The organism is Ruegeria sp. YKSD179 (genome assembly GCF_059612885.1).
Genome location: NZ_JBXWRL010000034.1, coordinates 41,989 through 54,663, shown reverse-complemented (window position 1 = coordinate 54,663; position 12,675 = coordinate 41,989). Strand labels below are relative to the sequence as shown.

The following is a 12,675-nucleotide window of genomic DNA, read 5'->3' as shown; positions in this document are numbered from 1 at the left end:
ACCAAAATACTTCGTGATCGCTGCCGTCAGCGTCGTCTTGCCGTGGTCAACGTGACCAACCGTGCCAATGTTGACATGCGGTTTCGTACGCTCAAACTTTTCCTTTGCCATTCCTCAGGCGCCCTTTTGCAATTTGGGGGACCCTTGGTCCCGTGGTTACATCTGCGCGCGCGGGATATTTGGTTCAAAAGGGAAAATCAAGCACATCCTGAACGAAATGCGCCTGTCACGCAGGATTTAGCGTAACCTGCCCGGGTTCCAGTCGCTGAATTAGGTCCGGACGTTTGTCAAACCAACCATTGTCCTTGTGCTCCTCGGCCAGCCATTCTTCGACGCGATCCGCAACCTTGAGGGCAAGGCCGCTCATCTGTTCCTCTCTCGTGCGCGAATGACCGGACCCGGCAAGTGCGCTTTCGCCGGTGGTGTCTTCCAGCACCTGGAACTGCTTGGCCTTGGCGATAAACTCTTTCTTCCCAACGTCATAAACGTTCACCAACACAATCGCCGTACTTTTCGGGTTGTAAATCACTGGGATTCCCGGCGGCGCAAGCATGTAACCTTCCAGACTAATACCAATGTCGTACTCTTGAGCCCCTTCATAGCGTCCAAGGCGAATATCTACCGCATTTTGAATGGCATCTTCCCATTCCTTGGGGGTTGCATCGCGGGAAACAGGTCCTTGTTTTGCTTTTTCAGCATAAGCGTAGTTCACGCGTAGTTTGAATTCGCCCAAAGATTCAGGTGCTTCATAGACTTGGGTTTGGGAACATGCACTCAGAAGAGCCAGTCCGGTAATCAAGGTTAGAATGCGCAACATTTTCTCGTCTCGATCTGCCTGTATCACGTGGATGTAGCTCATCGATGCGACTTGTGCCAAGCCGTATCAGCAAAATTTCACCTTACCCGTGACATGATCACGAAAATTTATAACTCCGAGGGAACCCGTAGGGTGGCTTTTTCCCTACTCCCGCGCGTTTACCAAGCCACTGGCCCATATCTGCTTCGTGTCGTGTTTTTTCGCCACCCATAGACCATTTCAAGCCCTCGTCCCAGTTAAAGGTGGTAATGTCTGATAACCCACCATCCAGTTCCAGAGTGCCCTGACGACCTCGGGCCATGTTGTACTTCTGCAGGCGCACGCCTTTACCGCGTGTCATCTCTGGCAGCTCGGCGGTTGGGAAAACCAAGAATTTGCCGTTCTGCGACACTACTGCGACGTGATCTCCCGCGACGGGTGTGCAGACCATCGCAGTCTCACTGTTTTTGACGTTCAGCACCTGCTTGCCATTTCGGGTTTGGGCCAAAACATCGTCCTCGGGCGCCATGAAGCCGTTGCCCGAGTCCGACGCGACCAGCAATTTGCGCCCCGGCGTATGTATCAGGATGTCGATTATCTGCGCCTCGTTTGGCAGATCCACCATCAGGCGCAGCGGTTCGCCCATACCACGCCCACCGGGAAGATTGGCGGCGCTGACCGTGTAGAAACGCCCATTCGAAGCAAAAACCAAAAGTCGATCGGTGGTTTCAGCATGGAAAATAAATCGCGGTCCGTCGCCATCCTTGAATTTTAGCTCGCGCGACAAGTCGATGTGGCCCGTCATCGCGCGTATCCAGCCCATTTGCGAACAGACGACCGTTATTGGCTCCTTGTCGATCATCGCCTCAAGGGGTACTTCCTCTACCTCGCCGGCTTCTGCAAAACGAGTGCGGCGGGAACCACCTTCATAGTCCTTTCCAAAGGTTTTCTTTGTTTCCCTCAACTGTTCGGCGATTTTGGCCCACTGCAAACCCGGATCGGCGAGCAAATCTTCGAGATTGGCGCGTTCTTCCATCAGTGCGTCGCGCTCGCGGATTAACTCCATCTCTTCGAGTCGGCGCAAACTGCGCAGACGCATGTTTAGAATAGCGTCGACCTGAACTTCGGACAGTTCGCCTTCACCGGGCGCTGGCGAGACATAGTCGGCCTCGCTGGTCGCCCGAACATGGTCAATGCCCCAATTTTCGCGCATTAGCGCGGCTTTGGGGTCGTCATCGTACCGGATGATGTCAATTACGCGATCAAGGTTCAGGAAGGCGACGATAAAGCCCTCCAAAACCTCAAGCCGATGATCGATCTTGCCAAGCCGGTGACGCGAACGACGCTGCAACACCTCCTGCCTGTGATCCAGGAATGCCCGCAACACTTCCTTCATCGAGCAGACCATGGGGGTCACACCGTCGATCAGAACATTCATGTTCAGGCTGAACCGCACTTCCAGATCCGAGTTGCGGTAAAGCATTCCCATCAAAACCTCTGGATCCACGTTCTTTGATCGCGGCTCCAAGATCAGTCGAATGTCATCGGCGGATTCATCGCGAACATCGGCCAGTATGGGGACTTTCTTGGTTTGGATCAGCTCAGCGATCTTTTCAATCAGCTTGGATTTCTGAACTTGATACGGAATTTCGGTGACTATGATTTGCCATTGGCCACGGCCCAGATCTTCTACTTCGAATTTGCAGCGCAGCCGAAATGACCCGCGTCCGGTTCGATAGGCTTGTGCAATGCTTTCTGGCGGTTCGACTATTACGCCGCCGGTTGGGAAATCTGGACCCGGCACGTAGTTGAGCAACGTGTCATCGCGTGCATCCGGCGTCTTTATCAGGTGCAAGCATGCATCGCACAATTCGGCAATATTATGTGGCGGGATATTCGTTGCCATGCCCACGGCGATGCCACTTGCGCCATTGGCCAAAAGGTTAGGAAACTGCGCAGGCAGAACTACAGGTTCGGTCAGCGTACCGTCATAGTTGTCTCGGAAATCGACCGCGTCTTCATTCAAGCCTTCCAGCAAAGCTTCGGCTACGATGGTCATCCGCGCCTCGGTGTACCGAGAGGCTGCAGGGTTATCGCCGTCGATATTGCCAAAATTTCCCTGCCCATCCACCAGCGGGTAGCGAACGTTAAAGTCCTGCGCCAGTCGCGCCATTGCATCGTAAATAGCGGCGTCGCCATGAGGGTGATAGTTACCCATCACGTCACCGGATATTTTGGCAGACTTGCGGAAGCCCCCGGTCGCGCTGAGTCGAAGCTCGCGCATCGCATAGAGGATTCGCCTGTGAACAGGCTTCAGACCGTCTCGCGCGTCCGGCAACGCCCGGTGCATAATCGTGCTAAGCGCATATGTCAGGTAACGTTCACCGATGGCGCGGCGCAGCGGCTCGGCTACCTCGCCCCCGCTATCAGGGGCCTCCATATTGGGGTCGTCAATCGTATCATTCATAGATGATGTGATACGCCCCAAAAGCGCCGCGGTAAAGCAAGCAACACATATTTTAGCTGAGGTAAGTCGCGCTTTTTGCAACAGGGGGGACGCAAGCCCCGGTTTTTCCCCGTTTTTCGACTCGGCGCACTAAATATGTTAGGTTGTCTGAGATTAGACCGCTGCCAAAATTCTTTGTTGCGATTACCGGGGGAAGCGCCATGACGCGCCTTATTATTGTTACTTTTGCCGTTCTTGGGTGGACCTTCTACGTTGCAAGCGGAGGACCCGATTTTGAACCCCGCGGGGAACGCGGAACCCAGCCTGAACGCGTTGCATCCGTTTCGGAACCAGCACCAAAACCTGTGCCACAAGCCCAAGAGCTTGTTACCAAGGTGACTGTGCGTGCCGTACCCGACGAGGTGGAGCTGAAACCAAAGGTTGCACCTAAACCCAAGATTGTGTCGGAAGAGGTGGTCGAATTTATTGAAGAACCTGAAGCTCAGCCATTGATAGGCTTTTCCACATTTAACAATCAGGGGGCAAACCTGACACTGGCGTCCTTGGAAGAAGGCGCCGCTGGGCTGCAACAAATTTCCACTGATGCGCAAAGCGCAGTTATACCTACAACCTCTGTCGTGACTGAACCTAAACAGGACATTCGTGAGATTTCCGGCACACGCGTGAATCTACGCGACGGGCCGGGGACGATCTACCCTGTGATTGGTAAAGCGACGTTGGGCCAAAGAGTCGAGGTTATCAGCGAGTCCGGGACCGGCTGGCTGCGCCTCCGTTTGCTGCCCCAGCAACAGATGGGTTGGGTTTCCGCATCACTGGTCCGCAAACCCAATAATTGATTCACAGGTGACATTGCCCTGCTGCAAAACACGCCATACCTATGAATCTGATTGTGGTGTGGAAGCTCAATGCAAAAATCAATTCTAATTACCGGCTGTTCTTCCGGCATTGGTCTGGATGCTGCCCACGGAATGCGCGAACGCGGGTGGCGGGTATTTGCGTCATGCCGCCAACAGCACGATTGTGACAGGCTGCGTGCAAAGGGCTTTGACAGTCCTTTGATCGACTATACTAAAACTGGATCTATCTCTTCTGGTCTTTCTCAGGTTCTGGAAGCGACTGGCGGTACGCTCGACGCCCTGTTCAACAATGGAGCGCACGGCCTTCCTGGCGCTGTCGAAGATGTTCCTACGGACGGCCTACGGCAAATTTTTGAAACCAACGTCTTTGGTTGGCACGAACTTACCCGCCAAGTCATACCAATTATGCGCGCGCAGAGGCACGGTCGAATTGTTCAGAACTCGTCCGTTCTTGGACTGGTCGCATTTCCATGGCGCGGTGCTTACGTGGCGACGAAATATGCTATCGAAGGCCTTACCGACACTCTGCGGCTAGAGTTGCGAGATACAGACATCAAGGTCATTTTGATCGAACCCGGGCCAATAACTTCTAAAATCCGCGAAAACTCGATTCCTATGTTCGAACGCTTTGTTGACTGGGAGAATTCGGCGCTTCGCAAAAAATACGAATCCTCGTTGCTCAAGCGGCTTTATCAATCCCCGGGGACGGATAAGTTCGAACTGCCGGCTTCGGCTGTGACGAAAAAACTGGCCGTTGCCGTTGAATCAAAGCGCCCACGGGCACGCTACTACGTAACAACACCCACATATATTGCTGGTTATCTTCGCCGCATTCTGCCCACACGCTCGATTGATCGCATTCTTTCGGACATCTGAGGCGATATTACTCGTTCGCTTTTTTGACGTACGACGCTAGATGACAACCATCGAAACAATAAACGGACGGTGCGATCATGGACCTGTTGATGGTTGTTTTGCTTTTGGCCATGGCGGCTGTTGTTGCTGTATTGGTAATAGGCATCTCGAATTTCGGAAAACCCGGTAGGGACGCTGCATTGAAAAGCAACAAAATGATGCGGCTGCGTATCCTGTTTCAGTTCATTGCCGTGGTGCTGATTGTGCTCTACGTGTACCTGCGCGGACAGGGGGTTCAATAATGGTTGTTCTAAACAAAATTTACACCCGAACAGGCGATGATGGCAAAACTGCGCTGGGTAATGGTGAACGCGTCGCGAAGTACTCCGGTCGCGTAACCGCATATGGAACGGTGGACGAACTGAATGCTTTTGTTGGCGTTGCCCGAACTGAAGCCGAGGATGAGGTCCAGACCGCGCTTTCCCGTATTCAGAACGACTTGTTTGATCTTGGCGCTGACCTTTGCCGACCAGACATGGACAAGGATGCCGAAGCCGACTATCCGCCGCTGCGCATCGTTCCGGCGCAGATCGATCGGCTTGAGGCTGAAATCGACATGATGAATGAAAAGCTGGAACCACTGCGTAGTTTTATTTTACCAGGCGGTTCGCGTCTCGCAGCCCATTTGCATGTTTGCCGGACTGTTTCTCGCCGTGCAGAACGTTTGGCAGTCGAGTTGACAAATATGGAACCGGTAAATGAAACAGCCGTGAAATATCTGAACCGGCTGAGCGACTGGTTCTTCGTTGCCGCGCGTTGTGCGAACAACAATGGCCGCGATGACGTGCTTTGGGTGCCAGGCGCAAACCGCTGAAGATATGTCAGTCGGGCATTTACCAACGTAAAGGTGCCTCAAAAATAACGAAACGCGACGTCTCAACGACATGACGTGACGATTTTGCCCTGTTGTGGCGAGGATTGAGTCGTTATTCAGACGTCCGAGAGCATTGGTGGAGTCGCTTTGCGGCTTACCGTTTTTGTAAGGAGCAAGCGCAAAAATGAAGGTACTCGTGCCTGTCAAACGCGTGATTGACTATAACGTGAAGGTTCGCGTCAAAGCGGACGGTAGCGGCGTCGATCTCGCCAATGTCAAAATGTCGATGAACCCGTTCGACGAAATTGCAGTTGAAGAGGCGATCCGCCTGAAAGAGGCTGGCAAGGCTGACGAAGTCATCGCTGTTTCGATCGGCGTCAAGCAATCGCAGGAAACCCTGCGAACTGCTCTGGCAATGGGAGCCGACCGCGCCATTCTGGTTGTAGCGGCTGATGACGTTCACCAGGATATCGAGCCGTTGGCCGTTGCCAAAATCCTCGCCAAAGTGGTCGAAGAAGAGCAGCCCGGTCTGGTTCTGGCCGGTAAGCAAGCGATTGACAATGATATGAACGCCACCGGCCAGATGCTTTCAGCTCTGTTGGGCTGGTCGCAAGGCACCTTCGCCTCAGAGGTGGATATCGAAGGCGACAGCGCCAAGATCACACGCGAGGTAGATGGCGGGTTGCAAACCATAAGCGTCAAGATGCCAACAATTGTAACCGTCGACCTGCGCCTTAACGAACCAAGGTATGCGTCTTTGCCGAACATCATGAAGGCAAAGAAAAAGCCGCTGGATGAGAAAACTGCTGCGGATTACGGCGTCGATGTCACTCCGCGCTTGGAAGTCGTCAAAACAGAAGAGCCGCCGGCACGAGCCGCTGGTATTGTCGTTGGCTCGGTCGACGAGCTGGTCGAGAAACTCAAAGAAGCGGGGGCTGTATAATGGCTGTTCTTCTTCTCGCTGAAGTCAACAATGGCGAACTGGCGTTTGACGCAACTGCTAAGGCAGTGACCGCTGCGAAGGCACTGGGTGATGTAACTGTTCTGGCTGCGGGTGGTTCTGCCGCTGCTGCTGGCGACGCCGCCGCCAAGATCGACGGCGTTGCAAAAGTTCTGGTCGCCGAAGATGCCTCTCTTGGTCATCGTCTCGCGGAATCGACTGCTGCACTGATCGTGGGGCTGGCTGATGATTACGAACACATCATAGCGCCCGCCACAACTGATGCCAAAAACGTAATGCCCCGCGTTGCTGCGCTGCTGGACGTTATGGTGATTTCTGACGCTTCTGGCGTTGTGGACGGTTCGACTTTCGAACGTCCTATTTACGCTGGCAATGCCATCCAAACCGTTAAGTCGAACGATGCGAAAAAAGTCGTAACCATTAGAACCGCCAGCTTTGACGCTGCGGGTGAAGGTGGCTCGGCCTCGGTCGAAACCATCTCGGTCGGTGCTAACCCGGGCCTATCTGAATGGGTCGAGGACAAAGTCGCGGAAAGCGACCGTCCGGAACTGACTTCGGCCGGTGTAGTGGTTTCTGGCGGACGCGGCGTCGGCTCGGAAGAGGATTTCAAGCTGATTGAGGGTCTGGCAGACAAACTGGGCGCCGCGGTAGGAGCGTCGCGTGCCGCTGTAGACTCCGGATACGCACCGAACGACTGGCAAGTGGGTCAGACAGGTAAGGTAGTTGCACCCGATCTGTATGTCGCTGTCGGTATCTCTGGTGCGATCCAGCACTTGGCCGGTATGAAGGACTCGAAAGTTATCGTTGCGATCAACAAAGACGAAGAAGCGCCGATCTTCCAGGTCGCTGATTTTGGTCTGGTCGCCGATCTGTTCCAAGCTGTGCCGGAACTAACGGAAAAGCTTGGCTGATCAAGGCGGTATATACGCCAACGATCATATACGGGCCCGCCGAACAAGGCGGGCCTTTTTCGTTACATATCCAAAATAGTACGAGACAGAATTTCCGCGATCCGACGATGTGCTGCCGGACCTATCATGTGCTCAGCGATCGGTTGTTGAAGTGTGCCAAAGATAACATCCTCCAAGTCATCGGATTCACCAGATGTTCGTAGATTCACTCTCAGCGATTGAACTGAGCTTGACTTCACCGCGTCAAACATTTCGGGCTGGATGGCAACGGGATCACCCAATGATTGACCACCGTCTTCGGCTTGAACATCCAGCCAAAGCAGAATGACGGGCGTCGAAACCGACCTCAGAAAGCTACCGATTATTTCGACCCATTTTAGGCGCAATTCCTCAGCCACAGTGAGAAATCTTGTACCTGATACGAATTTCAGTCGATTGAGAAGATGGCGCACAAAATGAATATCGGTAAAGTCCACTTCGGGAAACAGATCGACCAGTTCTTGTGCTGGCGCAACAAACCGATCATTGCGGCGCGGGTGGACCCGGTAAAACCGATTTGTTTGCCCCGCGACACTTGGTAGTTGCAGGATGCACATTTCGTCACTATCCGCAATTTCTCGCAACCCTTCGTCCCGATACAGAGCTTCCGCCCCAACAAATAGGCTGCCCAGATTTATGTAACGCCGGCTCAGAATCCTCTCCAGTCCTGCGGCATATGGGGTCTCGACGAATCGGCCAAAGGTTTCTTGATCGCCGATGCAGGTCACGTAAGGGACGTCTAGTGACCGCTGCGGTCCTCGATACCACAAATTGGACCGACCATAACGACAAAATGACTCTGCAACACCGTTTGCTGCAAATGGTTGATAGCTCATCACATTTACCCACTTTTCATCACCCAGCTACGATCATGGCACCTGAGTTCTTACAAAACTCCTAATGTGCGCATTTGAAGCGACCTTGACTTACCTCATCCCCTTGTCGCCGAGACCGAACTGCCCATAATGACGCGGTATTCAGCATAAAAGGCACCAGGCTATGGATGTTAAATCGGTGGGAGTTATCGGCGCAGGCCAGATGGGCAACGGGATAGCTCATGTTATGGCGTTGGCGGGCTATGACGTTCTGCTGAACGACATCAGTGAGGAAGCGTTGGAAAATGCCATGGCTACAATCGAGTCCAATCTTGCACGGCAGGCATCGCGAGGGAAAGTGACGGATGATGCAGTCCAAGCGGCACTTGCCCGGATAAAAACCACGTTGCGGTTGCCCGATATAGGCCAGAGCGATCTTGTAATCGAAGCCGCGACAGAGCGGGAGGCTGTCAAACAAGCGATATTTGAGGATCTTCAACCGCATTTGCAACCTCATACGATACTGACCTCAAATACGTCGTCCATCTCAATAACGCGGCTGGCGAGTCGAACCGATCGACCTGAACGGTTTATGGGGTTCCACTTCATGAACCCGGTTCCGGTAATGCAGCTGGTCGAACTGATTCGCGGTATTGCAACTGACGAAGAAACATTCAACTCGTGCAAGGCTGTTGTGGATCGTCTGGGTAAAACGTCCGCCAGCGCCGAAGACTTTCCGGCCTTTATCGTGAACCGTATTCTAATGCCGATGATCAACGAAGCAGTATATACACTGTACGAAGGCGTCGGAAGCGTTCAATCCATCGACCAATCCATGAAACTCGGCGCAAATCATCCAATGGGCCCGCTGGAACTGGCTGATTTCATTGGTCTGGATACTTGTCTTGCGATCATGAATGTGCTGCACGATGGATTGGCGGATACCAAGTACCGTCCCTGTCCGTTGCTAACAAAATATGTCGAAGCCGGATGGTTAGGTCGCAAAACAGATCGCGGTTTTTACGATTACCGTGGGGAAGTTCCGGTTCCGACACGTTGAAGATTAACTAAAAGGCGCCTAACAACTGGAAATTCGGCAAAATCCTGCGGAACTTTGGTCAAAAACAAAAGATCAGGATTTGCGCGACTGGCCTAAAGCCAATGTGTGATTTCGAAGCCACGCCATGAAGCCCCGAGGATCGCTTTCCAAAAGACCCATGTCCTTATCGGAAATCGGCTCGCCAATAACCGGAGATTGAGGTTTGTTGCATGATCGCACAATTTCATGCAACAACAGCCCCTGACGCAAGATGGCCGACACCCGGTTAGCAATCAAATACCACCTCGAGTTGCAACCTGGAAAGAATATCGGCACAACACGCGCGCCAGACCGGCGGATCATTTTAGCCGTAAATACATTCCATTCACGTTCCTGCGCTGGGCCAAACCAGTCATCCGAAGACATAACCACACCCGATGGGAAAAGAGCTACGACCCCCCCTTCTTTGAGGTGTTCCATGGCTTTCCAACGCATTTCAAGCATTTTGGACTGTGCTTCCGGATCATGGGGAAATGGGACGGGGATCATGAAAGATGTTGCCGCCTCGTCCAGTCCGGTCAAAACTGATCTCGTCAGAATCCGGTAATCGCTGCGCACGCGACCGATCAGTTCGGCCAGTATCATACCATCCACCATTCCATGCGGGTGATTGGCTACAACTACGACCGGCCCTTCTTTTGGAATTCGCGCGATTTGCTCGGCCGGCGTCGTTAGAGTGATACCCATGATTTCAAGCGCGCCGCCCCAGAATTTTTGGCCGCGGTAGTGCTCGTTTCGCTTTTCGAATTTGTTGACCATCCGCAGAATGGTGAGTTTTCCCGTCATCCATTCGATGGCGCGGATCGCGGTCGAGGTCCACGCATCGTCGAACGAGTTTGCGTAGGTCAGGGTCCTGCGGTCATAGACCTCACCCTGATCCGAGTTATCACTCACAACAGGGTTCGTCTTGGTATCGTGCGTGGTTTCCGCCAATTCCTGGTATTCCCGTCCTTCTTGTCGTGGCAGCGATTGTTTAGAAACCCTCTCCGAACTTGTCGTTCACCAGTGTTTCCAGTGCATCTGCCAACGCCTCAGCATCCGGGCCGGACGTCTCAACGTCAATAGTGCTTCCGCGCGACGCTGCCAACATTAAAAGGCCCATTATGCTATCGCCGGACGCAGAAAGACCCTCGCGCGATACTTCCGCCTGCGCATCAAACCCCTCTACGACTTCGACCAGCTTGGCTGACGCGCGGGCATGCAATCCCTTTTCGTTTACTATTTTCAAGCTTCTGGTGGCCATATTGAATTATTCCAGTCTTAATCCAATGTCACATTTTGCGCATTGATGTATTTTCGTCCAGCCTCAAGCGCGAGGCGCACCGCCTCGGGCACGGGTAGGTGGCGACTTTTGGCCAATTTTATCAGCATTGGCAGGTTGGCACCGTAAAGGATTCGCCGATCCTGGGGCGCACAGGCTCGCATGCTCAGGTTCGATGGGCTACCGCCAAATAAATCTGTGACAACGACCACGCCGTCGCCAACATCCACTTCGTCGGCAGCGAGACAAATTTCGGTTTGTTTTTTGTCCCGGTCATGATCCGCTTCGATTGAGATAGCGATCAATCCAGGCTGCTTGCCGACAACATGCTGCATGGCGGCCAGATATTCTTGCGCCAATCCCCCATGTGCTACGATCACAATCCCGATCAATCCGGCCTCACATTCAATGCGCGTCGTTCCATTTCGCGGTGCCTAATTGCCACTGGCTGACCCCCTTCCGCAAGAGCCTTTGCAACAGCTTCGGCCACTGCGACCGATCTGTGTTGCCCACCGGTGCAACCAAAGGCTACGGAAAGGTGCGCCTTACCCTCTGCGCGGAACGCAGGCAAAAGTTCCAGAAGAAGATCAACGACCCGTTCGAAGAAGGCAGAATAGTTCATGTCTGACTGAACATAGGTCGCCACATCCGGGTTTCGACCATCCGCCTCTCGCAATTCCGAACGCCAGTAGGGATTAGCCAGAAAACGGCAATCAAAAACCATATCCAACCCACGCGGCAGACCACGTTTGTAGGAAAATGACTCGACCGAAACTGCTAGATGCCTGCCGCCCTTCGGTGCAAACCAGCGCTCAACTTCTTCCCGCAATTGACGTACATTGAGTGCACTTGTATCGATAAGGGTGTCAGCAATCTCACGGATGGGTTGCAACAGCTCTTTTTCCTGCAATATCCCAGTTTCAGGGCTGGCATCTGCAGCAACTGGATGCCGCCTTCGGGTCTCTGAAAACCGACGCAGCAGAACATCGTTGCGGCAGTCCAGATACAGGATTGTTAGATCGACATCCGCCATTTGGCCCAAAGTAGCCGCTAATTCAATGAACCCAATGGTCGAAAAATCCCGGTTGCGCGCGTCAATGCCAAGCGCCATTGGCTGCGCGGGTTCTGGTCCGTCCAGCAATCTCATCAACAGCCCCATAGGAAGGTTGTCGATGGCCTCAAATCCAAGGTCTTCCAGCACATGAATCGCTGTGGACCTCCCGGCACCCGAGGGGCCGGTCACCAACACAATACGTTGCTGTGGGGTCAGTTGTTCGGCCATGCCGGGTTCACGCGCCCTTTTTTTGCGAGTTGCATCAAAGCTGCCGCCAAATTGGGAATGTCGGCGCCCCGAAGCAAGGGAACAGTTTGCCTCAGGACCTGTGTATAGCTATGTTCCGGCAACCTTGCACCCTCTGAATGGTCAAGGTCCACGACATATTTGACCTCGGTTGCGCTTGCGACCTCCGCACGCAAAAGCCCAATTCCCCGTGCTTCGATTAACCCTTGGATTTCCGGTGGCGCTTCGGCCACGACGTAGCCACCTTTCATTGTCAGTATGACCCGATCGTCTGATACCAAGTCGGCGCCAAGCGCCATCATCTGTAAGGCCAGAGTGGATTTGCCTGAACCCGGTGCTCCGAGAAACAGTACCCCGCATTGCATCACCGCAATGCACGTGGCGTGTATACAAGCCGCGTCTCGGCCCGCAACATCAGACAATTGTTCGACAGCCATGCT

General features: G+C 53.5%; 16 protein-coding genes. 7 read left to right on the top strand and 9 right to left on the bottom strand.

From position 1 onward, the window contains the following. From AC2FNE_RS15945 to AC2FNE_RS15935, 3 genes are all read right to left on the bottom strand, one after another. Nucleotides 1-111 (bottom strand): GTP-binding protein (locus AC2FNE_RS15945; protein ID WP_496773987.1); only part of this gene is annotated, 111 nt, incomplete at its 3' end. Nucleotides 112-226: 115 nt separating this feature from the next. Next, complete coding sequence (locus AC2FNE_RS15940) at nt 227-859, bottom strand: hypothetical protein (protein ID WP_254442635.1); 633 nt, start codon at nt 857-859, stop codon at nt 227-229. 55 nt (nt 860-914) lie between these two features. Further along, a complete protein-coding gene (locus tag AC2FNE_RS15935; RefSeq protein WP_496805784.1) occupies nt 915-3,263 on the bottom strand; it encodes a DNA topoisomerase IV subunit A in 2,349 nt (782 codons plus the stop codon). A gap of 200 nt (nt 3,264-3,463) precedes the next feature. Between AC2FNE_RS15935 and AC2FNE_RS15930 the strand changes: the two genes are divergently transcribed. The 6 genes from AC2FNE_RS15930 to AC2FNE_RS15905 all read left to right on the top strand — a co-directional run bounded on the left by AC2FNE_RS15930 (nt 3,464) and on the right by AC2FNE_RS15905 (nt 7,721). Then, on the top strand, nt 3,464-4,099 hold the full coding sequence (locus AC2FNE_RS15930) for an SH3 domain-containing protein (protein WP_170608380.1): 636 nt from the start codon (nt 3,464-3,466) through the stop codon (nt 4,097-4,099). A 69-nt stretch (nt 4,100-4,168) separates the two neighbouring features. Beyond that, nucleotides 4,169-4,996 (top strand): SDR family NAD(P)-dependent oxidoreductase, encoded by an 828-nt coding sequence (locus AC2FNE_RS15925; RefSeq protein ID WP_170608382.1) that lies wholly within the window; start codon nt 4,169-4,171, stop codon nt 4,994-4,996. A gap of 77 nt (nt 4,997-5,073) precedes the next feature. Then, nucleotides 5,074-5,277, top strand: coding sequence for a twin transmembrane helix small protein (locus AC2FNE_RS15920; RefSeq protein WP_170476927.1), 204 nt, complete (start codon nt 5,074-5,076; stop codon nt 5,275-5,277). Then, nucleotides 5,277-5,849, top strand: a complete 573-nt coding sequence (locus AC2FNE_RS15915) for a cob(I)yrinic acid a,c-diamide adenosyltransferase (protein WP_170476926.1) — start codon at nt 5,277-5,279, stop codon at nt 5,847-5,849. Before AC2FNE_RS15920 ends, AC2FNE_RS15915 begins: the two co-directional genes overlap by 1 nt. Before the next feature lie 184 nt (nt 5,850-6,033). Then, on the top strand, nt 6,034-6,792 hold the full coding sequence (locus AC2FNE_RS15910) for an electron transfer flavoprotein subunit beta/FixA family protein (RefSeq protein WP_170476923.1): 759 nt from the start codon (nt 6,034-6,036) through the stop codon (nt 6,790-6,792). Beyond that, complete coding sequence (locus AC2FNE_RS15905; protein ID WP_170476922.1) at nt 6,792-7,721, top strand: electron transfer flavoprotein subunit alpha/FixB family protein; 930 nt, start codon at nt 6,792-6,794, stop codon at nt 7,719-7,721. The genes AC2FNE_RS15910 and AC2FNE_RS15905 overlap by 1 nt, the downstream gene beginning before the upstream one ends. Nucleotides 7,722-7,783: 62 nt before the next feature. On the opposite strand, the gene AC2FNE_RS15900 is transcribed toward AC2FNE_RS15905, so the two are convergent. Continuing rightward, nucleotides 7,784-8,596 carry a DUF6473 family protein gene (locus AC2FNE_RS15900; RefSeq protein WP_496805783.1) on the bottom strand — a complete coding sequence of 271 codons (813 nt, stop codon included), beginning with the start codon at nt 8,594-8,596 and terminating at the stop codon, nt 7,784-7,786. Between the two features lie 163 nt (nt 8,597-8,759). Here AC2FNE_RS15900 and AC2FNE_RS15895 point away from each other — a divergent pair, with 163 nt between their 5' ends. Further along, on the top strand, nt 8,760-9,635 hold the full coding sequence (locus AC2FNE_RS15895) for a 3-hydroxybutyryl-CoA dehydrogenase (RefSeq protein ID WP_170476920.1): 876 nt from the start codon (nt 8,760-8,762) through the stop codon (nt 9,633-9,635). Between the two features lie 72 nt (nt 9,636-9,707). On the opposite strand, the gene AC2FNE_RS15890 is transcribed toward AC2FNE_RS15895, so the two are convergent. The 5 genes from AC2FNE_RS15890 to AC2FNE_RS15870 are packed head-to-tail and all read right to left on the bottom strand — an operon-like array spanning nt 9,708 to nt 12,672. Next, entirely contained in the window at nt 9,708-10,607 is a 900-nt protein-coding gene (locus AC2FNE_RS15890) for a lysophospholipid acyltransferase family protein (protein ID WP_496805782.1), read from the bottom strand. A 40-nt stretch (nt 10,608-10,647) separates the two neighbouring features. Beyond that, complete coding sequence (locus AC2FNE_RS15885) at nt 10,648-10,917, bottom strand: HPr family phosphocarrier protein (RefSeq protein ID WP_170476916.1); 270 nt, start codon at nt 10,915-10,917, stop codon at nt 10,648-10,650. Between the two features lie 17 nt (nt 10,918-10,934). Next, the gene (locus tag AC2FNE_RS15880) at nt 10,935-11,327 is read right to left on the bottom strand and encodes a PTS sugar transporter subunit IIA (protein ID WP_170476915.1); all 393 of its coding nucleotides are present in this window, start codon (nt 11,325-11,327) and stop codon (nt 10,935-10,937) included. Next, on the bottom strand, nt 11,324-12,217 hold the full coding sequence (gene rapZ, locus AC2FNE_RS15875) for an RNase adapter RapZ (protein ID WP_496805781.1): 894 nt from the start codon (nt 12,215-12,217) through the stop codon (nt 11,324-11,326). Before rapZ ends, AC2FNE_RS15880 begins: the two co-directional genes overlap by 4 nt. Next, nucleotides 12,202-12,672 (bottom strand): HPr kinase/phosphorylase, encoded by a 471-nt coding sequence (locus AC2FNE_RS15870; RefSeq protein ID WP_170476911.1) that lies wholly within the window; start codon nt 12,670-12,672, stop codon nt 12,202-12,204. Before AC2FNE_RS15870 ends, rapZ begins: the two co-directional genes overlap by 16 nt. Nucleotides 12,673-12,675 lie beyond the last annotated feature (3 nt).

What these genes read in the sequence shown, in the direction of transcription:
- AC2FNE_RS15930 (WP_170608380.1), top strand. Translation starts at nt 3,464, where the DNA reads ATGACGCGCCTTATTATTGTTACTTTTGCCGTTCTTGGGTGGACCTTC.
- AC2FNE_RS15905 (WP_170476922.1), top strand. Translation starts at nt 6,792, where the DNA reads ATGGCTGTTCTTCTTCTCGCTGAAGTCAACAATGGCGAACTGGCGTTT.
- AC2FNE_RS15895 (WP_170476920.1), top strand. Translation starts at nt 8,760, where the DNA reads ATGGATGTTAAATCGGTGGGAGTTATCGGCGCAGGCCAGATGGGCAAC.
- rapZ (WP_496805781.1), bottom strand. Translation starts at nt 12,217, where the DNA reads ATGGCCGAACAACTGACCCCACAGCAACGTATTGTGTTGGTGACCGGC.
- AC2FNE_RS15910 (WP_170476923.1), top strand. Translation starts at nt 6,034, where the DNA reads ATGAAGGTACTCGTGCCTGTCAAACGCGTGATTGACTATAACGTGAAG.
- AC2FNE_RS15870 (WP_170476911.1), bottom strand. Translation starts at nt 12,672, where the DNA reads ATGGCTGTCGAACAATTGTCTGATGTTGCGGGCCGAGACGCGGCTTGT.
- AC2FNE_RS15935 (WP_496805784.1), bottom strand. Translation starts at nt 3,263, where the DNA reads ATGAATGATACGATTGACGACCCCAATATGGAGGCCCCTGATAGCGGG.
- AC2FNE_RS15920 (WP_170476927.1), top strand. Translation starts at nt 5,074, where the DNA reads ATGGACCTGTTGATGGTTGTTTTGCTTTTGGCCATGGCGGCTGTTGTT.
- AC2FNE_RS15925 (WP_170608382.1), top strand. Translation starts at nt 4,169, where the DNA reads ATGCAAAAATCAATTCTAATTACCGGCTGTTCTTCCGGCATTGGTCTG.
- AC2FNE_RS15885 (WP_170476916.1), bottom strand. Translation starts at nt 10,917, where the DNA reads ATGGCCACCAGAAGCTTGAAAATAGTAAACGAAAAGGGATTGCATGCC.
- AC2FNE_RS15915 (WP_170476926.1), top strand. Translation starts at nt 5,277, where the DNA reads ATGGTTGTTCTAAACAAAATTTACACCCGAACAGGCGATGATGGCAAA.
- AC2FNE_RS15940 (WP_254442635.1), bottom strand. Translation starts at nt 859, where the DNA reads ATGAGCTACATCCACGTGATACAGGCAGATCGAGACGAGAAAATGTTG.
- AC2FNE_RS15900 (WP_496805783.1), bottom strand. Translation starts at nt 8,596, where the DNA reads ATGAGCTATCAACCATTTGCAGCAAACGGTGTTGCAGAGTCATTTTGT.